We start from the raw sequence: 22,397 nt of genomic DNA, 5'->3' as shown, positions 1-22,397 counted from the left end.
GTGCCCGATCACCCGGCAGGTTTCCTTTTGTAACAAAATCTTAGGGGATAATAACCATTCTGAAGCCAGAATGGGAGGCAGCCGCGACAACGGCTGCCTCCGAACTCAATAGGCGTGATTCAGCTCGCGTTCCGACATGAAACGCAGTGGCTGCTGCAGCTTGTGCTGATAGATAAGGTCGAAGGAGAGCACGTTCTGGACATAGTTGCGCGTCTCCCGATAGGGAATGCTCTCCACCCAGACATCCATCGGCTTGTTGTCGCTCTGCTCGCGCCAGCGCTTCACCCGACCGGGGCCGGCGTTGTAGGCCGCCGCCGCCAGGATCCGGTTGCCGTCATACACGTCCAGCAGGCGCTTGAGGTAGGCGCTGCCGAGGCGAATGTTCATGGCCGGATCGAACAGTTGCTGCTCGTTGCGATAGGGGACCCCCAGCTTGCTCGCGGTCTCCCTGGCGGTGGCCGGCATCAGCTGCATCAGGCCACGCGCCCCGACCGGCGACTGCGCCAGCGGGTAGAGCGCACTCTCCTGGCGGGAGATGGCGTAGAGCAGGCTGGTATTCATGGTCCGCTCCTGGGCCATCTGGGAGAAGGTACGCTTCAAGGGCAGCGGGAAACGCAGGTCCAGCGCATCCCAGGCTTCCGCCCGGATGCTGGAGAGGATCGCCAGCTCATGCCACCCCTGGTTGAGGGCGATGTGGCCGAATTCGAGGCGCTGGGCCACGCTGTTGCGATCCATGTTGTGGATCCACTCGGAGCGGGCCGCCGTGATCTCGTTCATCGCCAGCAGCTCGCGCACCCGCAGCAGGAAGGGCCAGCGCTGGCTGGCAGTACGCCAGTCCGGCACCTTGTGCGCCACGCTCTGGTTCTTGATGCGATAGGGCACGCCGGTGCGCTGGGCCGCCATGAAGCCATAGAAGCCACGCAGATTGGCGGTCTCGAGATAGAGATCCCGTGCCGGTTTCTGCCGCCCCTGTTTCTCCAGCGAGCGCGCCATCCAGTAGCGCCAGCGATCTTCCTTCTGCAGCCCCATGGGCAGCCGTTTGACCCAGCCCTCGAGCCCGCGCCAGTCCTGCTCCCAGACAGCCAGGCGCGCACGCAGCTCCATCAGCTCGGCATCGTTGAAGCGCACCAGGGCCCCATCCAGCCAGTTGCGCTGGACAATGGCGCGATCGAGCAGCAGGCGGCGAGCGGCGGCCTTCTCCACCCGGGTCACCTCTGCGTGGTTCAGGCCGAAGCGGCGGGTCATCTCCCCCAGCTGGCGCAGGACCACCTCGGGCTCCTGGTTCGCATAGCGCGCCAGCCCCAGGGAGAGCAGTTGCCGCGATGGCGCCGTCGCGCTGAAGTTGGCCGGGTTCATCGCCCTCGCGGGTTGGTCGAACAGGGCGATCATCTGATCACCGTACGCCTTCATGCCGCTGCCGAGCTGGGCCCCCAGGTGGCGGATCAAATTCGCATTCTGTGCCTCAAAAGCCAGGTTCATGCGCTGCCAGATCTTCTCCTGGGTCTTCAACCCCGACTGCTGCCAGAGCTGGAACAGGGGATCGCAGGCATCGGGCCTGGACTGGCCGCTCAGCCAGAGCTTGCCGGCCTCCTGCAGCGCTTCACTCTTGTGTCCCGTGTAGTAGCGGGCCTGATAATGCTGGCAGAGCAGATCGGTGGAGCTCGGCTTGGCCGGGTAGAAGCGGAGGAACTGGGACCACTGCTGGCTCTGGGCCAGGTAGGTGAGATAGCTGCGCTCCAGCCGGTTGGACTGGGGCGTGTCTGCGTGCTGGCGGATGAAACGGGTCACGTCGTTGTAGTCTGCCGCTCCCGGCCGGAAGGCGAGCTGGTAGTAATCCAGATAGGGCAGCAGCGGATAGTGGGTCAGGCGGGCGCGGATCTGGTTGAAGGCGGCCTGATCGTTGGCACGCACCGCGTCATAGGCCTGGCGATAGAGGGACTGCTCCATGGTTTGCGCAAAGACGGGTGCCACGAGCCCTGGCACGCACAGTGCCGATAAGATGATTCCCTGCACGGCTTTCACGAATGGCATTCTCCCTTACAAAGGCACGACCACCGCCCGCTGGCGGTGGTGACATACCTTTATTCTACCCGCTAAGCCCCGGGGCTACGCCACACTATTTTTGTCGACAACCGCGAGGCGTTCGCTGCGGGTCAGCCGGCTGACATAGCGCTCCAGATAGGGGACGGGCAGCGGCTTGGAGGCAAGGTATCCCTGGTAGAAATGGCAGCCCTGCGCCTGCAGGAACTCCAGCTGCTGGCGCGACTCCACCCCCTCCGCCGTCACGTTGAAGCCCATGTGACGGGCCATGGCGATCACCGCCTCCACGATGGCCATATTGTCGCCATCCTTGGGGATGTCCTGGATGAAGGATCGGTCGATCTTGAGCTCATCGGCCGGCAGTCGCTTGAGATAGCTCAGGGAAGAGTAGCCCGCGCCGAAGTCGTCGATGGCGAAACTGATGCCCAGGGTCTTGAGCTCGGCCATCTTGCTGATGGTGTCCTCCGCGTGGCCGAGCACCACGGATTCGGTGATCTCCAGGTTCAGGCTCGCCGGATCCATGCCGGTGGAGGCCAGTACATCGTGGATGCGATCGACGAAATCCGGGGCATGGAACTGCTTGGCGCTGACGTTGACCGACAGCTGGGGGACGTGGATCCCGTTCTCCTCCCAGGAGACATACTGGGTGCAGGCCTCGTGCAACACCCAGTTGCCGATGTCGACGATGAGATCCGTCTCCTCGGCGATGGGGATGAACTCCGCGGGGGAGACCAGGGCCCGGCCCGGCGGCTGCCAGCGGATCAGGGCCTCGACACCGATGATATCCCCCCCTTCCACCATGTGCTGGGGCTGGTAGTGAAGGGTCAGTTCATGGTTGTCCAGCGCGCTGCGCAGCTCGTTGTGAATGAGCAGGCGCCGGTCCGCCTGCAGCTGCATGGAGGCATCGAAGAAGCGCCGGGTCTTGCGCCCCGCCGACTTGGCCTGGTACATGGCGGTATCGGCCTGCTTGAGCAGATCCCCCGCCTCCTGCTCCCGGCCTGGGAAGAGCGTGATGCCCACGCTGGCCCCGATGTGCAGCACCTGCCCCCCATAGCTGTAGGGAGCGGCAATCTCCCCGATGAGCCGCTCCGCGATGAGGTCGGCCTGCATCTCTGCCTGGGGCGGGCTGATGGAGAGCGCCGGCAACAGCAGCACGAACTCGTCCCCCCCCAGCCTGGCGAGGCAATCCCCCTGGCGCACCAGCCGCTTGAGCCGGCTGGCCACCTCCTTGAGCAGCCAGTCGCCAGTGGCGTGGCCGAGGGAGTCGTTGATGGTCTTGAAGTGGTCGAGATCGATGAACAGCAGGGCGCCGATGAGGTGATCCCGGCTCGCCTCCGCAAACGCCTGCGCCAGGGTTTCGTGCAGCTGGCGCCGGTTGGGCAGGCCGGTCAGTTCGTCGTAGTAGGCGAGATCCTGGATGCGACGCTCCGCCGCCTTACGCTCGGAGATGTCTTCGAAGAAGATGACGTAGTGGCTGATGCCCCCCTTGTCGTCCTGAACCGGGGTGACTATCTCCCACTGGGGATAGCTGCGGCCATCGGCGTGCAGACGCAGGGTCTCCCCCTGCCAGCGGTCGAGGGCATTGAGCTCGTAGCCCAACCCGGACCAGAGGTCATTGCCCAGGTGCAGGCCGATCACCCCCTGGCTGTCGAAGCCGGTGATCTGGCTGAAGGCGTAATTGACCCGCAGGATCTTGAAGTCGGGGTCCGTGATGATGATGCCTTCATGGGTCTCGAACGCCACAGCCGACAACCGCATCAGGGCATCGCTCTGCAGCCGCTCCAGCTCCGCCACCATGCGCACCGAGAAGATGGTCAGCACGGAGCCCAGATCGGCGGTCCGGGTCTGGCTCGGAAACAGCAGGGCAAGGTGCCCCAGGATCTGGCCACCGCGATCCAGCAGAGGCTGGGCGTAATAGTGCTGGCCGGGCGGCAGGCAATAGCCATCGCCCATGGGCTCGCTAAGGGGGGAAGCACTGGCGGCCCCCTGACGATAAAGCTGCTGGCAGGGCATGTCGGCCAAGGCGTACTCCTTGACGTCCATGCCGTGGCTCGCCAGCACCCGCAGCCTGTCGAGGCCGACCCGCTCCGTCAGCCAGACCGCATCGGCCCCCAGGATATGAGCGAGTTCATTGACCAGGGTCTGGCAGAAGTCGAGCCCGGTCTTGGCGGAGAGCGCCTGTGCCAGCTTGGCCAGCAGGGGGGCCTGCAGCTGGGGCATCGGCGGGGCCATCCCGGCGGCAGGCTCGGCACGGTTCATCTCGCGATGAAGCATCTCGAGCGGGGCCAGCCAGCCACAGCAGAGCCGCTGGGTCGGCACATACTGACCATACCAGAGCACATGGTGCACATTGCCGGCGTCGTCACAGAGGTGGCCGATAAACTGACCGGGTTGGCCGGAGTCGTGGAGTCTGGCGAGAAAATCGGTAAAACCCGCATCATCTTCCCGCAGCAGCTGCCCGGCCCAGGGATGAGACCCCTCCCCAGTCCAGGGCTCACAAGAGAGATGATCCGACAGGCTCCACTGCTCATGCTGCCGATCATAAAACCACATCATCTGGGTGGCTTGTTGCTTCATTGACGACTCCGACACTACAACCACGTCATCCCCCCGACACGTGCAGGAAAGCATATCCGTTCACGGGCATATCTCCACGGGCGCATGGCAATTTTCTGCGATGGGATAATGCGATGTGGGTCGAGAAAATGCGAGACGGTGCGGCTAAAACCAGATATCGGGTCGACACAAGGCGCTGCCAAGGGGGACAGAAACGATCCTATTCACTGATACTGCCTGCCTGTTTCATTGAGCTCAAGCGGTTTTTGGCATGAAACGGGAAAAGCTCACAATTTGGGTGGTGCGGGATCCCCAGGGGGATATTTCGTGATGCAGATCACACTTTGATTTGGCCACATGGGTAATCTGAGGGTGAAGACACAAGCAAGACGACCCGAAGGGGGCCAATATGAAAATTGAAATGACCAGCAAAATCATTGACATCACCCCAGCCATCCGCGAGCGCATTGAATCCCGTTTTGAAAAGCTCGAGCGTCTTCAGGTGCCTCTTATCACACCCCATGTGATCATCTCCAAAGAGCGTTTGATGTATATCGTCGAAGCCACCGCCGGCATTCCCAACGGCAAACTGTTTGCCCAGGCAGAGCATGAGGATCTCTATGCCGCCATCACGGATCTGGGCCAGAAGCTGGAACGCCAGCTCAACCGTCACACGGAGAAACCCCTCGCCCGCCGTGCCGCCGGCAAGGAAGTCCCTCAGACCGAACCGGATGAAGCGGACGCCTGATCCCTCTCCATCACAGCATTCATCGAGCAAAAGGCGGGTTATCCCGCCTTTTTGCATTCCGCCATCCAGGCGCCTCTCATCCCAACCAGCGCAGCCGGGCATCTACCCCGCGCGAGAGCTCATCGAGCAGTGGCAGCATGAGCAGGGGCGCCTCCCCCCTGGGATCGGCATGCATCGGGCTTGCCGCCTGCCTTCCCTGCCAGCGTGCACGCCCCAGCGCCGAGAGGTTGTCATAGACGGCGGGGGCCAGCGCCGGCGTCTTGCTCACCAGCGGAGGCGTTCGCAGCGCCAGCCACAGCCTGACATCCACCATGCTCCCCCCCTGCTGCAATCGCTCGTTGATGGCGCCGGCTCCGCTCTCGTCCCCTACCCCTTCCAGGGCCGCTTGCGGCATCAGACCGAAGCGGGCACGCCACGACGTCTCTGCGGCCTGCGCCCTGGGCGTGTCGTCAAACCAGGGTTGCTCCTCCACCGCATCGGTCAGCAGCGCCAGATGCAGCCTGAAGTCGGCCCTGTCCCCCAGGCGGAGATCCTGGTTGAGCCGTTGCCCCAACTGGGTTTCATCGACGAGCCATCGGTCACGGATTGCACTGGGCAGCATAAGATAAATCTTGGAAATAAGGGTTTCATTGCTTATCGGCCATCAACCCGATCCTTTAAGCATTAAAAATCCTTGCCCGGGGGTTCACAAGCGCGACAGATCTGTTAGTATGCGCCTCGCACTTGGGGAGGGGTTCCCGAGCGGCCAAAGGGATCAGACTGTAAATCTGACGGCTCTGCCTTCGAAGGTTCGAATCCTTCTCCCTCCACCATTCAAGTGCGCACAATCAGGCAATACCCCGTGGAGGGGTTCCCGAGCGGCCAAAGGGATCAGACTGTAAATCTGACGGCTCTGCCTTCGAAGGTTCGAATCCTTCTCCCTCCACCATCATTCAAGAAAACCCGGCCTCGTGCCGGGTTTTCGCTTTTCCGCTTCCCTGGCTTGTTCCCCATGTACCGGCCTTAGCGCCCGGGACATAAAAAAACGGGAGGCCAGGCCTCCCGTCTCGTCATGACTCGCTCACAGGGTGAAGCGATAGAAGATGTCCACCGCCTGGGCCACCCCGCTCATGGCCTGCAGGTAGAGCCTGGGCATCAGCTCGTAGCGCAGCTTGAACTCGGCGATGGGGCTGAACACCCCGACCCCGTACTGGAACTGCAGGCCGGGCAGCAGGTAGGCCGACAATGTCACCTGGGTGTCATCCCCGCTCCCGGCGGTGTCGAGCGACACGTCGCTCATGCCGAGGGACTCCCCGATACTGGAGACAACCCCGCTCGCCTGGCTCACGGCCCCCGCCACCAGCAGACCGTTGAAGCCGCCATCCTCACCGCTGGTCTGCAACCCCTTGCCCCGCAACAGGTAGGAGAGCTGCTCGGACTGCGCCATCTGCGGCTCGGAATAGACGGTGATCTTCGGCTTGGCGGCCGGTCCGGTCACCCGCACCCCCACGGTGACGTTGTCCTCTATGGTGTCAGGATCCCGGTAGGTCTCGATGTTGAGATAGGGCTGATCGATGGGGCCGGAGAAGGTGATCCTGCCCTCCTTGATGATGAGGTTCTGGCCATAGGCCTTGAAGCGCCCGTCCTTGAGCTCCAGCTGACCGTTGCCGGAGAGTGGTTTGGACGGATCCTGGCGAATATTGAGCGCCCCCGTCACCTTGGTCTTGAGCCCCATGGCCTCCAGCCGGACATCGTCGCCGAGGCGAATGGCCAGCTTGATCTCCATGGGCAGCGGCTCCGCCTTGGGCAGCGGCGGCATGTCCTCGTAGATCACGGTCACGTCATCGGAGACCGCCACCGCACTCTCGGGCAGAGTCTTGACCAGGATGCGCGACCAGGGAATGTCCACCTGACCGCTGATCCGGGTCTCCTCCCCCAGGGTGATGGCGATGTCGGGGGTCACCCTGACGCGGCCCATGCCCGGATACTGGGCCTCCAGATCCTTGCCCTGGATGGTGAGGCTGCCGGTGACAGGCTGCTTGGCCCAGCTCAGCCAGCCCCCCAGCGCCAGCGGCCCCTTGCCGACCATCATGGAGCCGTCGAGCTCAGCCCGGTTGCCGTTTATCTTGAGACGGGTCACCAGCTTTGAGAGGGTCACCATGTCGGAGTGGGTCTGTACCTCCCCCTCCCGCAGGTTCAGCTCCCCGAACAGCAGCGGGGTGGCCAGGGTGCCGTCGAAGCGGGCATCCGCCGAGATGATCCCCTGCAGGGAGCGCACCTCGGGAATGAGAGGGGCGAAGGTAGTCAGCTTGAGGTCATCGAACCTGAGCTGTCCCGAGAGGTTGCCGCGCCCGGCGGGATCCCGGATGAGCAGATCGGTGTCGATGTTGCCGATCTGCTGGGACGCGAAATCGACCCGGATGGCGGCCTGCTGGCGTTCGAAGTCCACCCCCAGCTCCAGGCGCTGGTAATCGGTCTTGAGATCGTCAGCCACGAAGGTACCCGGCGTGGTGCGCACGGTGGCGTGCAGGGTTGGCTGGCTGCCGCGCCAGCTGGCACGCCCATCGGCGGAGAGCACCGCCTGCCAGCGGAAGTTGTCAGGCAACCAGGGACGCAGCCGCTTGAGATCGAACGCGCTCAGGGCAAACTCCAGGCTGCCCTGGGCCGGGGCTACCCGGCTGCCCTTGACGCACAGGCTGGCCCCCTGGGAGCCGAGGCAGAGATCCCCCATGGTCAGCTGCTGCTTCGGCAGATCCAGGTCCAGGGCCCAGGGCGCCGTCAGCGACCAGCGCTTGAGCGGGGTCTTCAGCTTGAGCTCGGAGAGGGAGCCACGCCAGCGCTCCCCGCGCAGGCTGCCGCTCAGGCGCAGATCGGCGGCCACCGGATCCCCCTTCATGGTCAAGGTGAGCCCGTGACGGTCGAGATCGCCGTTCAGGTTCAGGGCCATCTGGGAGAGGGCGGTGCTGCCCTGCACCAGGCTCGCCACTGTCACCGCCAGCTCGCCCGCAGGCTTGTCCCCCACCAGGGCATTGCCCTTGATGGCCGTCTCCTTGAGCACTGTCCCCGCATAGGAGAGGCGGCTCGACGCCAGATCCACATTCACCCGCGGCGCCTGCTGGCTGCCGGTGACCCGCACCTGGCCCTTGATGTCCCCGCCAAGACCGGGGTAGATGCCCCCGAGCTTGGGCGCATCCAGATCCGCATCCAGCTTCCAGGCCTGGGCCGTGAGCGACCCCCTGGCCTGCAGCCGGTTGGGGCCGCTTTGCAGCGCCAGGGCCGGGATGGTCCACTCCATCTTGTCGTTGCCGCTGAGTTGACCCTGCAGGGCCAGCGGATACTGGTTGAGCTTGCCATCGACCTTGAGCTCGGGCAGTGCCAGCTGCCAGTGACCCGTCTCGTCAAGCTCGAAGCGGCTCGCTATCTTGCCCGCCAGCGCCCCTTCGATCTCGGGCACCAGCTCGGCCGGGTTGATCCCCTTGAATTCGGCGTTGCCCTGCCACTGGACTCCCTTGCTCCAGGCCAGCTTGCCGTCCAGCTTGAGCTCCCCCTTGAGGGCGTTGAGCCGCAAGGCGATCTTGCTGAGTCGCTCCAGATCCCCCTTCCCTTCCAGCGCGATCTTGAAGGGCGGCACATCGGTGCCCTTGCCCGAAGTCTCGAGGGCAAACCGGTAGCCGGAGAGCTTGCCCTTGGCGCTCAGGGTCCCCTTGTCCAACCGGTAGCTGGGTTCATCCTTGGCCGGCTTGTGCAGCGGCCAGGATAGGCGCTTCCAGTCGAGGGCCAGATCGAAGGGCAGCTCGGGATCCAGCGCTGCCAGCGTGCCCTTGATATTCGCACTCACCGGCCCCTTGGCTTGCAGGGCCAGCGCCAGCTTGCCCACTGAGCCATCCAGCAGGAGGGTGGCCTGCTCGGTATCGAGCTCCCAAGGCTTGAGTCCCTTGCGGCCCTTGGCATCCAGGGTCAGGGCAAGGGGATAGTCATCGACCAGGCGTACATGACCGCTCAGGGCCAGATCCGCCATGGCATGGCGCAGGGAGAGCTCCCGGATGTCGATGCGCTCCTCCAGGGCACTGGCCGACAGCAGCAGCTTGTCGAGCCCCTCCACCAGCTCTCCTTGCTGGTAGCGCACCCGGGTCAGCGTCACCCCTTCCAGCTGGACGGGGAAAGGCAGGCGGATGGCGGGCAGGGCTATGGGTTCGGGCTTGGCAGGAACAGCCTTGCCCTTACTGTCAGCCTCGCTCGGCTTGCCTTCTGCGGGCGAGCTCCTGGTCACCCTGGTCTCGTCCTTGGAAGGCGCGGTGCTCGCGGCGCCCGAGACGGCCGGTGTGGCTTGCTGTGGCGCCTTGCTATCGGCTGGCTTGCTATCGGCTGGCTTGCTCTCTGCCGCCTTGTTCTCGGCAACCGCGCTCTCTGCCAGGACCACGTTCAGGCCATCGAGCACGGGCCCGCGCACGATCAGTCCCTTGCGATCCAGGGTGGCGCCTATCTCCAGATCCTTGAGGGTCACCGCCACGCCGGGCACGGCCAGATCGAGGTCGGCCACCTGGAGGCTGTCTATCTGGATCTTGAGCGGCAACGGGCGCCAGACGAAGGGCTCTGACGGCTCTTCCGGCGCAGGTTCCGAGTCGGCGACCTTGACCACGGGGTGGGTGACCGCCAGGGACTTGATCCAGAGCTTGCCCTGCAAGAGCTTGCCCAGATCCCAGTCGAGCACGGCACGCTCGACCGTGACGTCCACCAGTTCGTCCTGCCAGCCGACCCCTTCCAGGGTCCAGCCATAGCCAAGCTGGCCCGCCACCAGCTCCCCCTTGAGGGAGGGCAGTGCGGATCTGGCCTGCTGCCATAGCCACTTGTTGCCCTGGTGGGTGAAGCCCAGCAGGCTGACGCCGATGAGCAGCAGGAAGATGAGGCCCATGAGCCACAAGACGATGCGTTTTACCCAGATCACGATGCAGACCCCTGCAAGAAGCTCAGCCGCAGCGGCCAGAAAAGAGAATGAAGAGAAGAAGCGCGTTCACACCGGATCATAGTTCTGGCCCCAGTGCGAAGTGCAGCCGCAGCGGCTTGTCTTCTTCGGAGATGCCCACCGCCAAGTCCAGCCTGACCTGGCCGATGGGGGTCACCCAGCGCACCCCGACCCCGGTGCCTATCTTCCAGGCCTCGCTGTAGTCGACGGTGGCGGTACCCCCATCCACGAACAGGGCGCCGAGCCACTTGTCACTGAAGCGGTAGTTGTATTCCAGGCTGCCGACGCTGGTGTAGCGGCCCCCGGTGAGCTTGCCCTCCTCGTCCCGCGGCGAGACGGTCTCGTAGCCGTAGCCGCGGATGGTCTGGTCGCCACCGGTGAAGAAACGCAATGAAGGGGGCACCAGGGAGAAGTCATCCCCGACGATGGCCCCCTGCTCGACCCGCATCAGGAAGCGGTGATCCTCCCCCAGGGTACGCAGCCACTTGCTGCGCCCCCACACCCGCATGAAGTTGATGTCGGACCCCCAGTAGGGGCTGGAGAACTCCACCGTCAGCTGCTGGCGATCCCCCCAGTCCGGCACCAGGCCGCCGCGCACCCGCAGCCGCGACCAGGAGACACCGGGGATCAGCAGCAGACTGTTCCCCTCGTCGGTGCCCTGCACATAGCGCTCGTTCTCCAGCCGCACGAACACGTCCCTGTCCCAGCTGTCGGGCCGCCGCTTCCAGCGGTGCACGCCGAAGGTGGCCAGATCGGAGCGGGTATCGTTGTTGTCGGTGTATTGGTAGCCAGCCTGCAGGGAGTAGTAGTCCCGCAGCGGGTTGCCCACCGGGATCTGGTAGTCGAAGCTCAGCTCCGCCTCCGGGGCCGAGATCTTGGCGGTGCTGGAGAGGCTGTGGCCATAACGGTTGACCCAGGGTTTCTCCCAGGTGGCGCTCAGGCGCGGCCCCACGTCGGTGGCGTAGCCGATACCCGTCTCAATCTCGTGGTCGACCCGGTTGCTGAGGGTCACCTGCACCGGCACCAGGTTGTTCTCGGCCTGGCTGATGAGGGGCTTGATGTCCACCTGCTTGAACAGCTTGGTGGAGGAGACATCCTGGGACATCTCCGCCAGCCGGATCGCCAGGTAGGGGTCACCACTCTTGATGTTGACGAGCGGCCGGATCAGGCGCAGGGCCTCCGGCGTCGCGTCGTAGTGGATCTCGCCAAAGTGATAGCGCGGGCCGGAGCGGAACAGGATGTAAATCTCCGCCTTGCCCTGCTCCGGGAAGACCTTGACCTGGCTCTTGCTGATCTTGGCGTCAAAGTAGCCCCGTGCCAGCCCCAGGCTGCCCAGATCCGCCTTGATGGATTCGTACTTGCCGTGGTTGAGGGGATCCCCCTCTTTTAATGGCAGCTTGTCCAGCAGCTCGCTGTAGACCTCGTCGCTGCCCGCCTGCCCCTCCAGCAGAATGTCGAGGCGCGAGACGATCACCGGCTCTCCCCGCTCGATCTCGATCACCACCCTGGCCGGGGATTTCTTGTCGCGGTTGAGGGTGATCTTGGGCTGGTAGTAGCCATAGACCTGGAGGGCTTTCTGCACGCTCTCGGTGATCTTGACCCGGGCGGGTCTGAATTGGCGCTCCTGATAGACGGGCAGGGCGTTGAGGTAAGCCTCGACGTTGTCCTTCTGCTCCCCCTTTACCCCCTTGACCTGATAGGTCAGCTTGGCCGCCAGGACGGGGGTTGCCAGCAGCCAGAGGCAGAGGGCGAGCAGCAAGGCGCCGGCCCCGTAACGGCGGGATGGCCGGAATGCGGTGCTTCCGGCAGGAGAAGTAGGATAGCATCCTGTCAAACGTCTATTTCCCCGAATAACATGATTAAAAGAGTGTAACCTTCAGAACGATAGCGGGACTCACCCCGACCAAACTCGCCCATCCTAGCACAACCGGGGTCGCGAAATCCCCCGACCGGGCCCCAATCGGGGTGACGGCCCTCCCCCCGGGATCGCGGCCTAAACGGCGGCGCGCGGGGCGCTTCCCCGGCCGGGCCGAGCCGATTGCACACGCTTGCGGCAAGGGGCGTATAAAAAACACGCGCATCCGGTGCACACCGCCCGCGTTCATGCACCGCTATCCCACCTCCGCCGCCCTCCGGCGCGCGACAATTCCTGTCGAAGCGCCCCGGACTTTGCGAGGGGACGCCGCCTCGCCGACTTGACATCATCGTCTGACACCAGTGCCATCATGCCTGCTATTGAACCGGAAAATAAGTGTAAATCAATAACTTGATGGGTGGCACTAAAGCTTCGTTCAATCCAATCGATTTATCCCGCTGCCACTGCTCTCCCGCCTGTCTCACACTGCTCCCATTCATCGCAGGAGAGACACCATGACCTTACGCAGCGAACAACTGGCTGACTACATCGCCGACCGACTCGAATTCATCACCTTCCTGGCCTGCTGCAGCGCCCTGCTGGCCCTGCTGACCGGCATGAACGGCCAACAGGCGCTGGCCTTCACCGCCCTCAACCTGCCCTTCGGCCTCGCCCTGCTGCTGGGCATGGCCCTGCTGGCGCCGCTGCCCGCCCACTGGCGCCTGCCCGGGGTGTCGCTGCTGCTGGTCGGCGGTGCCCTGCTCACCCTGCAGATGGGTGGCGAGTGGCTCAATCCCCTGGCCATCTGGAGCCTCTATGCCCTGCTGGGGCTGGAGATTATCTGGCAGTCCCGACCCAGGGCACGCCTGGCCGCCGGGGCCCGGGGCTGAGCCCGAACACCGAGGGCTGACGCGGGCGCGCATTTGGAGTAATCTTGCGCCCCTTTACCGCCACCGAGGAGCCTCCCGATGAAAAAAGCCTGTGCCCAGCACATCCTGGTCAAGACCGAGAAACAGTGTCTGGAGATCAAGGAGAAGATCGAGAAGGGTGCCGACTTCGGCCAGATGGCCAAGCGATTCTCCACCTGCCCCTCCGGCAAGCGCTTCGGGGATCTGGGGGAGTTCTCCAAGGGGGACATGGTCAAATCCTTCGACGACGCCGTCTTCAAGGGGGAGCTGCTCAAGGTCCTGGGGCCGGTGCGCACCAAGTTCGGCTTCCACCTGATCAAGGTGCTCTACCGCAGCTGAGACCGCGCCCGAGCGCCGTTCCAGCCCACGCCGGTTTGCTGGCGCCCCGCCCCCAGACGTGCCCCGTCCCGGGGCTACACCATACCGAAGCAATATGATAATTTACTAACGTTATCAGTCAATTAAGTTTATCCTCTGGGCATAGTTCCATCCTGACCAGTGGATCCTTCTTATGCACAGCTCTTTGTGGTGGCCCCTGCTGGCCTGGTTGCTGCCCCTCGGGGGCGCCCTCGGCAGCCGTGCCCACCTCTGGCCCTGGTGGCTCGGTTTCACCCTCTGCCTCGCGAGCGCCCTGATCAGCCTGTGGCTGCTGCTGCGCCTGCCCTGGCGCTATCGCCGTACCGCCAACCTGTGGCCCGATGCCTGGGGCATCGCCCCCCTGCTGTTGCCCCTACTGTTCATTGTTCAGGCCTTGCGCTCGCCGCTCACCAACGACGTCAGCACGGATCCCTACCACCCTCCCCGCCTCCAGTGGGCCGGGCAGCTGAGAACGGCGCAGGATCTCCCCGTCAGCATCCCTCCCCTGCAAGTTTTTCCCGGCAATCCCGGTCCTCTCTATACCCGCGCCTCTCCCGCCGAGGTGCTCGCCGAGGCGGATGAGCTGATGACGGAGCTCGGCTGGCAGGTGCACCCGAGCCCGGACGGCCTGGATGCCGTCGTCACCACGAGCTGGTTCGGTTTTCAGGATGACGTGGCGCTGCGGGTCTTCGCCGGGCCGAAAGAGACCCGCATCGACATGCGATCCGCCTCCCGTCAGGGGCGCAGCGATCTGGGGGCCAACCGGGCACGGATCCTGGACTTCCTGAACCGGCTCAACGAACGGCTGGGGGGCGCCTACAAGCCCAAGATGCAAAAACTTCAAGAGGAACAAAATGCGCATTGAAGTCAAGCCGGACAGTGCCTATGCCTGGTTCATCCGCCCCTTCTTCTGGCTGCAGAAGCGCAACTACGGCCAGGTGCTGATCCCCGGCAAGTGCTGGGGCCGATCCCCCCGCCTGTTCGCCGCCGTGGCGACCCTCTATGGCGTCATCAACCGCAAGCGCTCTCCCATCGATCCCGTGCTGCGCTCCCTGGTGACGGTGCGGGTCTCCCAGCTCAACTGGTGCCGTTTCTGCGTCGACATCAATGCCATGACCCTCATCAAGCGGGCCGGCTCCAGCGAGAAGGTGGAAGCCCTGGCCGAGTGGCGCGAAAGCCCCTTGTTCGACGAGCGGGAGCGGGCCGTGCTCGACTTCACAGAGGCGATGACAGGGCTGGATGGTGTGAGCGACGAGCAGGCTGCCCGTCTCAAGCCCTGGTTCGATGACGACGCCATGGTGGAGCTCACCGGCCTCATCGCCTTCCAGAACATGTCGGCCAAGTTCAACGCCGCCCTCGACATCGCTCCCCAGGGCTTCTGCCAGCTGCCGGTTCAGCCCGTGCGCCCGACCGATGCCAACGCCGACAAGGACGCCAAATGACGCGAGCCCGTTTGCTGCTTCTGCTGGTGATGGGGTGCCTCATCGGCGCCTTTTTCGCGTTCGATCTCGGCCACTATCTTAGCCTCTCCGAGTTACAGGCTCGCCAGGCGAGCCTGGCGCTCTGGGTCGACCGCCATTTTGTCGCGGCCAGCCTGCTGTTTCTGGTGATCTATGTGCTCAGCACCGCCCTCTCCCTGCCGGGGGCCAGCCTGCTCACCCTGGCAGGCAGCGCGGTCTTCGGTATCGGTTGGGGGCTGCTGCTGGTCTCCTTTGCCAGCTCGCTCGGCGCCACCCTGGCGTTTCTCAGCGCCCGCTTCCTGCTGCGCGACTGGGTGAGCGCCCGCTTTGGCGACAAGCTGGCCACCTTCCAGGCGGGGATGGCAAAGGATGGCCCCTTCTATCTGCTGAGCCTGCGCCTCATCCCCCTCTTCCCCTTCTTCTTGGTCAACCTGGTGATGGGGCTGACCCCCATCAGAGTCAGTACCTACTACTGGGTGAGCCAGCTCGGCATGCTGCCGGGCACCTTCGTCTATGTGCTGGCGGGCAGCGAGCTGGCCACCCTCACCAGCACGGGCAACATCCTCTCCCCCGGCCTGGTGGCGGCCCTGACCCTGCTCGGCCTCATGCCCTGGCTGATGCGGGGGCTGCAACGCAGGCTCGCCCTGCGCCGCCTGCACGCCCCTTTTCAAAAGCCGATCCGCTACGACTACAACCTGGTGGTGATCGGTGCCGGCGCCGGCGGCCTGGTCACCAGCTATATCGCCGCGGCGGTGAAGGCCAAAGTGACCCTGATTGAAAAACACAAAATGGGGGGAGATTGCCTCAACACCGGCTGTGTCCCCTCCAAGGCGCTGATCCGCGCTGCCCGCTTTGCTGCCGAGCAGCGCAAGGCGGGCGAGCTCGGCTTTAGCCCGAGCCAGAGCGAGGCTGATTTTGCCGCCGTGATGGCGCGGGTCGCCCAGGTGATCAGGGAGGTCGAGCCCCACGACTCCGTCGAGCGTTACCAGGGGCTGGGGGTGGAGTGCATCGAGGGGGCGGCGCGGCTGGTCTCCCCCTGGGAGGTCGACGTCAACGGCCGGCGCCTCACCACCCGCCACGTGGTCATCGCCACCGGCGCCAGACCGCTGGTGCCCGATTTACCGGGACTTGATGAGGTGCCCTACCTCACCTCGGACACCCTGTGGCAGCTGCGCACCCCGCCGCGCCGCCTGCTGGTGCTCGGCGGCGGCCCCATCGGCTGCGAGCTGGCCCAGAGCTTTGCCCTGCTCGGCATCCCCGTCACCCTGGTGGAGCTGGCCGATCAGCTGCTGCCACGAGAGGAGCGGGAAGTGGCCGAGGCGTTGCACCACCAGATGGAACGGGACGGCGTCACCCTTCTCACCGGCTGGCGCGCCGAGCGGGCGCAATACCAAGCCATAGAGGATGGGCTGCCCATCCGGCTGCACCTTCGCCGGGGTGACGAGACCCAAGTGATCGAAGGAGATCAGCTGCTGCTTGCGCTGGGCCGGGTTGCCAGCGTGAGCGGCTTCGGGCTGGAGGAGCTGGGGGTCACGCTGGCGCCGCGCGGCACTGTCGCGGTCGACGGTTTTCTGGCCACCAACTACCCCAGCATTCTGGCGGTGGGGGACGTGGCGGGCCCCTACCAGTTCACCCACTTTGCCGCCCATCAGGCCTGGTATGCCGCCGTCAACGCCCTGTTTGGCCAGTTCAAGCGCTTTCGCGCCGACTACCGGGTGATCCCGGCGGCTACCTACACCACGCCTGAAATTGCCCGGGTGGGCCTCAATCGCAAGGAGGCCGAGGCGCAGGGCATTGCATTCGAGGTGACCCGCTTCGCGCTGGCCGAGCTGGATCGCGCCATCGCCGACGGTGAGCGCGAGGGCTTTGTCGAGGTGCTGACCGTGCCGGGCAAGGACAAGATCCTGGGTGCCACCATAGTGGGCACTCACGCCGGCGAGCGGATAGCCGAGTTCGTCCTCGCCATGCGCCACAAACTGGGGCTTGGCAAGATCCTCGCCACCATCCACGCCTACCCCACCCTGATGGAGGCGAACAAATACGTGGCCGGCGAGTGGAAACGGGCCCACCAGCCCACCCGCATCCTGGCCCTGCTGGCCCGTTATCACAGCTGGCGCCGCGGCGCCTGATCCCTTAGGTGACACTCATGTTCAAGACCCTGCCCCTGCTCAAAACCCTGGTCTGCGCCCTGCCCCTGCTGGCAAGCGGCTCCCTGATTGCCGGCGAGAACCCGGCCCCCGATGCCCGCTGGCAGCAGACGCTGGACGAGGCCAAGGGCCAGACTGTTTACTTCAACGCCTGGGGCGGCAGCCCGGAGATCAACGGCTATCTGGTGTGGGCCGGGCAGGAGCTCGAGCGCCAGTACGGGGTCAGGCTGGTGCAGGTCAAGGTGGATGATATCGCCCAGAGCGTCAGCCAGCTGCTTGCCAACAAACAGGCGGGCAAACTCGCAGGCGGCCCCATCGATCTGCTCTGGGTCAATGGCGAGAACTTCAAGGCGATGAAAGAACGGGAACTGCTGGGGGCTCCTTTCACCGGGGAGCTGCCCAACATGGCCCTGGTGGACCCGAGTCTGCCGGTGAGTGAGGACTTCACCGTACCGGTAGCGGGGCTCGAGGCCCCCTGGGGCATAGGCCAGCTCAACCTGATGGTCAACGGGGAGGAGGTCGCCACGCCCCCCACCTCGGCCGCCGCCCTGCTCGCCTGGGCCAGGGCCAACCCCGGCCGCTTCACCTATCCCAAGCCACCCCAGTTCCACGGCTCGAGCTTTCTCAAGCAAATCCTGCTGGAGCTCACCCCGGATCCCGCCCCCCTCTATCGGGAGGCGACCGATGCCGAGTTTGAGCGTCTGACGGCGCCCCTCTGGACCTGGCTCGATGCGCTGCACCCGGTACTCTGGCGCAAGGGCAAGCTGTTCCCTGCCAGCGCCGCCGAGACCCGTCAGCTGCTGGATGATGGCGAGCTGGCCATGGCCATCAGCTTCAACCCGGGAGAAGCCCGGAGCGCGGTGCAAAACGGTGCCCTGCCACCTGGCGTGGTCGCGGTGGCCATGGCAAAGGGGGCGCTCACCAACAGCCACTTTCTCGCCATTCCGTTCAACCCCAGCGCCCGTGCCGGGGCCAAGGTGGCGGTCAATTTTCTGCTAAGCCCGGCAGCCCAGGCACGCAAGGCCGATCCCGCCTTCTGGGGCGATCCCAGCGTGCTGCGGACCGATGCCCTGCCCGCCTCGGCCAGCCAGACGCCGGCCCTGCGCTTCAAGGCGGTGGCAGAGCCCCACCCCAGCTGGCAACTCAGGCTTGAAGCAGCCTGGGCCGAACGTTACGGCCACTGATGCCATCAACCACCGACAACCGGCTGCCAGGCTGGCGTCCTCTCTTCACCTGCGCTTGCGCCCTCCTGCTGGCGGCGCCCGTGCTGGCGGGGCTGTGGCAACTGCTGGGCAGCGGGCTAAGCCAGCTAAACCTTCATCGCCTGCTGGCCCAGCCCGGACTCTGGCACTCGGCGGCCCTGAGCCTGTGGATTGGCGCGGCCTCGACCCTCGGCAGCCTGCTGCTGACCGCCCTGCTGCTGGCGCAAAGCAGCCAGCAGGGTGACGAGCGCCCCTGTTTTCGCTGGCTGCGCCGCCTGCTATCCCCCCTGCTGGCCCTGCCCCACGTCGCCTTCGCCATCGGCTTTGCCTTTCTGCTCGCCCCCTCCGGCTGGCTGCTGCGCCTCGTCTCTCCCTCCCTGACCGGGTTCGAGTTTCCCCCCGATTGGCAGACCATCCGGGATCCCTGGGGACTTGGCCTGATCCTGGCGCTCATCATGAAGGAGACGCCGTTTCTGCTGTTGATGGCGCTGGCGGCCCTGGAGCCCGCCAAACTGGCGCGCCAGCAGTGGCTCGGGGCGAGCCTTGGCTTCAGCGCACCGCAGATCTGGTGGCGTCTGCTGCTGCCCGCCCTCTGGCCCGCCCTGCGCCTGCCCCTCTATGCGGTCGCCGCCTACGGGGTGGCGGTGGTGGATCTCGCCCAGCTGCTGGGCCCGGATGCCCCCGCTCCGCTGGCAGTCGGGCTGTGGCTCTGGTATCAGGATCCGGATCTTGGCTGGCGCGGCGTCACCGCCAGCGGCGCCCTGCTGCTGCTGGCCATCAGCCTGTTGCTGCTGGCGGCGCTGCGCCTGCTGGAGTGGGCTCATCAGCGGTATGGCAAGCAGCTCTGGCTCGACGGACAGCGCCGCGGATCGCGCCCCCTGGCGGCCAGGCTGGCCGGCCTCTGTGTCGCCGCCCTGTTTGCCATCAACCTGGCGGTGCTGGCGGCCCTGCTGCTCTGGTCGCTGGCGCGGCGCTGGTCCTTCCCGGATCTGTGGCCAAGTCAATGGAGCAGCCAGCACTGGCTGGAGCTGCTGCCGGACCTGATGCCCCTGCTCATCGACAGCGCCTTGCTGGCCCTGGCGGGCGCGGCGCTGGCCCTGCTGCTGGTGGTATTGAGTCTGGAGGCGCAGCAGGGGCGTCGCCCCTGGCCGCTCTGGCTCATCTGCCTGCCGTTGCTGCTGCCCCAGGCCAGCCTGCTGTTTGGCATCCGGCTCGGACTCGACTGGCTGGGTGGCGGGATTGGTTGGGGCTGGGTGCTCTGGAGCCAGCTGCTGTTCGTGTTTCCCTACGTCTATCTCTGTTTGCACGGCCCCTATCGCCAGTTCGATCCCCGTCTCACCCAGACGGCGCTCCTGCTCGGCGCCAGCCCCTGGCGCACCTGGTGGCGGGTGAAGGGGCCCTTGCTGGCCCGCCCGCTGCTTTTCTCGTTCGCGGTGGGAGCGGCGGTGAGCCTCGCCCAATATCTGCCGACCCTGCTGTTTGGCGCAGGTCGGGTGGTCACCATCACCACGGAGGCGGTGGCCATCGGCAGCGGCCTCAACCGGCGGCTGGCCGGGCTCTACGGCCTGTTGCAACTGCTCCTGCCACTGGCAATCTATCTGCTGGCGCTCTGGCTGCCAGGTCGCCTCAACCCGGCGCTCAAGGGCGCCCGATAAACACGGGAACGTCTCGATGCTAAGCACCACGCCCCTTCACCTCTACCTTGGGCAAGCGCCCTTGCTGTCGTTACCCGCGCTCGCCATCGCCCCCGGCGAGGTGCTGACCCTGATGGGACCCAGTGGCTGCGGCAAGAGCTCGTTGCTGGCGGCGCTGGCGGGCATCCTGCCCCCCATGGGGCCCCTTCGGCTGGAGGGGGACGTCCGGCTCGGCGAGCGACGGCTCACCCTGCTGCCCCCGCAGGCGAGGCGCATCGGCATGCTGTTTCAGGATGACCTGCTGTTTGCCCACCTGACGGTGGCCGAGAACCTGATGTTCGGCATGCCCGCCTCCCTCAAGGGAAGCGGCGCCCGGCGGGCGAAAGCGCTGGAGGCCCTGGCACAGGTGGCGCTGGCGGATCAGGCAGACAAGCTGCCGGGGGCGCTCTCCGGCGGCCAGAAGGCACGCGTCAGCCTGCTGCGGGCCCTGCTGGCCGAACCGCAAGCCCTGCTGCTGGACGAGCCCTTCTCCCGCCTCGACAAGCCGCTGCGGGCGGCATTTCGCGCCCTGGTGTTCGAGCAGATAAGGATGCTGGCGATCCCCGCCATCCTGGTCACTCATGATGAAGAGGATGCTCCCGGCACCATCCTCGACCTCACCCTTTCCATCCCTGTTTGCCGAGGATCCTGACCTTGTTCGATCGCTACCTCATCCCCGTCATTCGCAGCCCCCTCACCCGGCTGGCCAGACCCTTGCGGCGCATGGGGATCAGCGCCAACCAGGTGAGTCTCACCGGCTTTGCCATCGGCATGCTGGTGCTGCCGCTGCTGGCCTTTGACCTTTATCTCTGGGCACTGCTCGCCATCCTGCTCAATCGCATGCTGGACGGGCTGGATGGCGCCGTGGCACGGGAGACGGGGATCACCGACTGCGGCGGCTTTCTCGACATCACCCTCGACTTCATCTTTTACGCCGCCGTGGTGCTGGGGTTCGCCCTCGCCGACCCCGCCAACGCCCTGCCCGCTGCCACCCTGCTGTTTGCCTTCATGGGCACGGGCTCGAGTTTTCTCGCCTTCGCCATCATGGCGGGCAAGCGGGGGATCGATAACCCCGTCTATCACCACAAGTCGCTCTATTACCTCGGAGGGTTGACCGAGGGGAGCGAGACCATCGCCCTGTTCGTCTTGATGTGTCTGTGGCCCACCGGTTTTGCGTCCCTCGCCTACGGCTTTGCCCTGCTCTGCCTCATCACCACCCTGACCCGGCTCTGGAGCGGCTATCACACCCTGCGTTGAGGAGGCGGGAGACAGTGGGAAAGAGGGGGGGCCACTGCACGGAGCACTTGCGCATGGACGCCAATGTTTTACCATGACGGCACTCTTTTTCAGGCTCACGAGAACCTTATGCGTCGCCTTGTCTGTCTCCTCTCCCTGTTTCCCCTGCTCTATGGCTGCAGCAGCACCCCGGCGCCCAAGCCCGTGGTCAAACCCCAGCCCAACAGCGCCTTCATCAACCAGACACCGCCGAGCAAACCCTTCTACGGCCAGGTGAGCCAGCCGGGCGTCAGCAGGGGGGACTTCGCCAACCGCAGCAATGTGGACAACTTCGTGCAGCGCATGGTCTCCAAGCACGGCTTCAACGGCGCCGAGCTGCACCAGTTGCTGGCGCAGGCACAGCGCTATGACTGGATCATCAAGCTGATGGACGCCCAGGCGCCTACCACCACGCCGCCTACCGGCCCGACCGGCGCCTGGAATCGCTACCGCGCCAAGTTCATCACCCCGGACAACGTGCAAAACGGCGTCAACTTCTGGCGCGAATACGAGAGCGAACTCAACCGCGCCCAGCAGATCTACGGCGTGCCGCCGGAGATCATCGTCGGCATCATCGGGGTGGAGACCCGCTGGGGTCGGGTGATGGGCAAGACCCGCATCCTGGATGCCCTGGCGACCCTGGCGTTTGACTATCCGCGCCGCGCCGACTTCTTCACGAGCGAGCTGGAGGCCTTCCTGGTGATGGCCCGGGACGAGGGGATAGATCCCACCGAGCCCCAGGGCTCCTACGCCGGTGCCATGGGCTACGGCCAGTTCATGCCCTCCAGCTTCCAGCGCTATGCGGTGGACTTTGACGGCAACGGCCACACCAACCTCTGGGATCCGGTGGATGCCATCGGCAGCGTGGCCAACTACTTCAAGGCCCATGGCTGGGAGAAGGGGCAACCGGTGGCGGTGCGCGGTCAGGGCCAGCTGCCCGGCTATGAACACGGCTTCCAGACCCGCTACCCCGTGGCCACCCTGCGTGGCGCCGGCCTGGCGCCGACCGGCAATCTGGGCAACCACAAGGAAGCGAGCCTGCTGCGTCTGGACGTGGGCACCGGCTACCAGTACTGGTACGGTCTGCCGAACTTCTACGCCATCACCCGCTACAACCACAGCACCCACTACGCCATGGCGGTCTGGCAGCTGGGACTCGCGGCCAAGGAGGCCAGGGGCGGCTATTGAGGCCGTTCCCTGCCGATGTGAACACGGGCCCCATGGGCCCGTTTTG

Annotated in this window: 16 protein-coding genes and 2 tRNA genes; 13 read left to right on the top strand and 5 right to left on the bottom strand. The window is 65.2% G+C overall.

All coding sequences use genetic code 11. The features are described 5' to 3' along the window. Positions 1-105 precede the first annotated feature (105 nt). Both J9885_RS04815 and J9885_RS04810 read right to left on the bottom strand, forming a co-directional pair. Positions 106-2,022, bottom strand: a complete 1,917-nt coding sequence (locus J9885_RS04815; protein ID WP_210548904.1) for a transglycosylase SLT domain-containing protein — start codon at positions 2,020-2,022, stop codon at positions 106-108. Between the two features lie 84 nt (positions 2,023-2,106). Further along, a complete protein-coding gene (locus J9885_RS04810) occupies positions 2,107-4,617 on the bottom strand; it encodes a GGDEF and EAL domain-containing protein (protein ID WP_210548253.1) in 2,511 nt (836 codons plus the stop codon). Between the two features lie 388 nt (positions 4,618-5,005). On the opposite strand from J9885_RS04810, the gene raiA reads away from it, so the two are divergent. Next, positions 5,006-5,344: a ribosome-associated translation inhibitor RaiA gene (raiA, locus tag J9885_RS04805; RefSeq protein WP_043761814.1), complete on the top strand. Its 339-nt coding sequence runs from the start codon at positions 5,006-5,008 to the stop codon at positions 5,342-5,344. Positions 5,345-5,420: 76 nt separating this feature from the next. On the opposite strand, the gene J9885_RS04800 is transcribed toward raiA, so the two are convergent. Beyond that, a complete protein-coding gene (locus J9885_RS04800) occupies positions 5,421-5,945 on the bottom strand; it encodes a VC2046/SO_2500 family protein (RefSeq protein ID WP_210548252.1) in 525 nt (174 codons plus the stop codon). 126 nt (positions 5,946-6,071) lie between these two features. Here J9885_RS04800 and J9885_RS04795 point away from each other — a divergent pair. Both J9885_RS04795 and J9885_RS04790 read left to right on the top strand, forming a co-directional pair. Beyond that, a tRNA-Tyr gene (locus J9885_RS04795) sits at positions 6,072-6,156 on the top strand. A gap of 31 nt (positions 6,157-6,187) precedes the next feature. Beyond that, positions 6,188-6,272 (top strand) — tRNA-Tyr (locus J9885_RS04790). A 132-nt stretch (positions 6,273-6,404) separates the two neighbouring features. Here the strand turns inward: J9885_RS04790 and J9885_RS04785 are convergent. Beyond that, complete coding sequence (locus J9885_RS04785; protein WP_210548251.1) at positions 6,405-10,268, bottom strand: translocation/assembly module TamB domain-containing protein; 3,864 nt, start codon at positions 10,266-10,268, stop codon at positions 6,405-6,407. Between the two features lie 76 nt (positions 10,269-10,344). Continuing rightward, positions 10,345-12,045 (bottom strand): autotransporter assembly complex family protein, encoded by a 1,701-nt coding sequence (locus tag J9885_RS04780; RefSeq protein ID WP_282598279.1) that lies wholly within the window; start codon positions 12,043-12,045, stop codon positions 10,345-10,347. Between the two features lie 611 nt (positions 12,046-12,656). On the opposite strand from J9885_RS04780, the gene J9885_RS04775 reads away from it, so the two are divergent. The 10 genes from J9885_RS04775 to mltB all read left to right on the top strand — a co-directional run bounded on the left by J9885_RS04775 (position 12,657) and on the right by mltB (position 22,351). Continuing rightward, positions 12,657-13,031, top strand: a complete 375-nt coding sequence (locus tag J9885_RS04775; RefSeq protein ID WP_043761818.1) for a hypothetical protein — start codon at positions 12,657-12,659, stop codon at positions 13,029-13,031. 78 nt (positions 13,032-13,109) lie between these two features. Beyond that, positions 13,110-13,388: a peptidylprolyl isomerase gene (locus J9885_RS04770; RefSeq protein WP_043761819.1), complete on the top strand. Its 279-nt coding sequence runs from the start codon at positions 13,110-13,112 to the stop codon at positions 13,386-13,388. Positions 13,389-13,560: 172 nt separating this feature from the next. After that, positions 13,561-14,271 carry a DUF1499 domain-containing protein gene (locus J9885_RS04765; RefSeq protein WP_210548250.1) on the top strand — a complete coding sequence of 237 codons (711 nt, stop codon included), beginning with the start codon at positions 13,561-13,563 and terminating at the stop codon, positions 14,269-14,271. After that, on the top strand, positions 14,261-14,848 hold the full coding sequence (locus tag J9885_RS04760) for a carboxymuconolactone decarboxylase family protein (RefSeq protein ID WP_210548249.1): 588 nt from the start codon (positions 14,261-14,263) through the stop codon (positions 14,846-14,848). Before J9885_RS04765 ends, J9885_RS04760 begins: the two co-directional genes overlap by 11 nt. Next, positions 14,845-16,995 (top strand): bifunctional TVP38/TMEM64 family protein/FAD-dependent oxidoreductase, encoded by a 2,151-nt coding sequence (locus J9885_RS04755; protein ID WP_210548248.1) that lies wholly within the window; start codon positions 14,845-14,847, stop codon positions 16,993-16,995. The genes J9885_RS04760 and J9885_RS04755 overlap by 4 nt, the downstream gene beginning before the upstream one ends. A gap of 17 nt (positions 16,996-17,012) precedes the next feature. Beyond that, positions 17,013-18,197, top strand: a complete 1,185-nt coding sequence (locus J9885_RS04750; RefSeq protein WP_210548247.1) for an ABC transporter substrate-binding protein — start codon at positions 17,013-17,015, stop codon at positions 18,195-18,197. After that, positions 18,197-19,870: an ABC transporter permease gene (locus tag J9885_RS04745; protein WP_210548246.1), complete on the top strand. Its 1,674-nt coding sequence runs from the start codon at positions 18,197-18,199 to the stop codon at positions 19,868-19,870. The genes J9885_RS04750 and J9885_RS04745 overlap by 1 nt, the downstream gene beginning before the upstream one ends. Before the next feature lie 16 nt (positions 19,871-19,886). After that, the gene (locus J9885_RS04740) at positions 19,887-20,540 is read left to right on the top strand and encodes an ATP-binding cassette domain-containing protein (protein ID WP_210548245.1); all 654 of its coding nucleotides are present in this window, start codon (positions 19,887-19,889) and stop codon (positions 20,538-20,540) included. 2 nt (positions 20,541-20,542) lie between these two features. Further along, the gene (locus J9885_RS04735) at positions 20,543-21,145 is read left to right on the top strand and encodes a CDP-alcohol phosphatidyltransferase family protein (RefSeq protein WP_210548244.1); all 603 of its coding nucleotides are present in this window, start codon (positions 20,543-20,545) and stop codon (positions 21,143-21,145) included. A 108-nt stretch (positions 21,146-21,253) separates the two neighbouring features. Then, positions 21,254-22,351, top strand: a complete 1,098-nt coding sequence (gene mltB / locus J9885_RS04730) for a lytic murein transglycosylase B (protein ID WP_043761830.1) — start codon at positions 21,254-21,256, stop codon at positions 22,349-22,351. The last annotated feature ends 46 nt before the right edge of the window (positions 22,352-22,397 follow it).

It is taken from the genome of Aeromonas sp. SrichE-2G (assembly GCF_017939565.1).
GTDB classification, from domain to species: domain Bacteria; phylum Pseudomonadota; class Gammaproteobacteria; order Enterobacterales; family Aeromonadaceae; genus Aeromonas; species Aeromonas taiwanensis.
The sequence above is the reverse complement of the archived record's forward strand: the minus strand, read 5'-3'. Positions and strand labels throughout refer to the sequence as shown.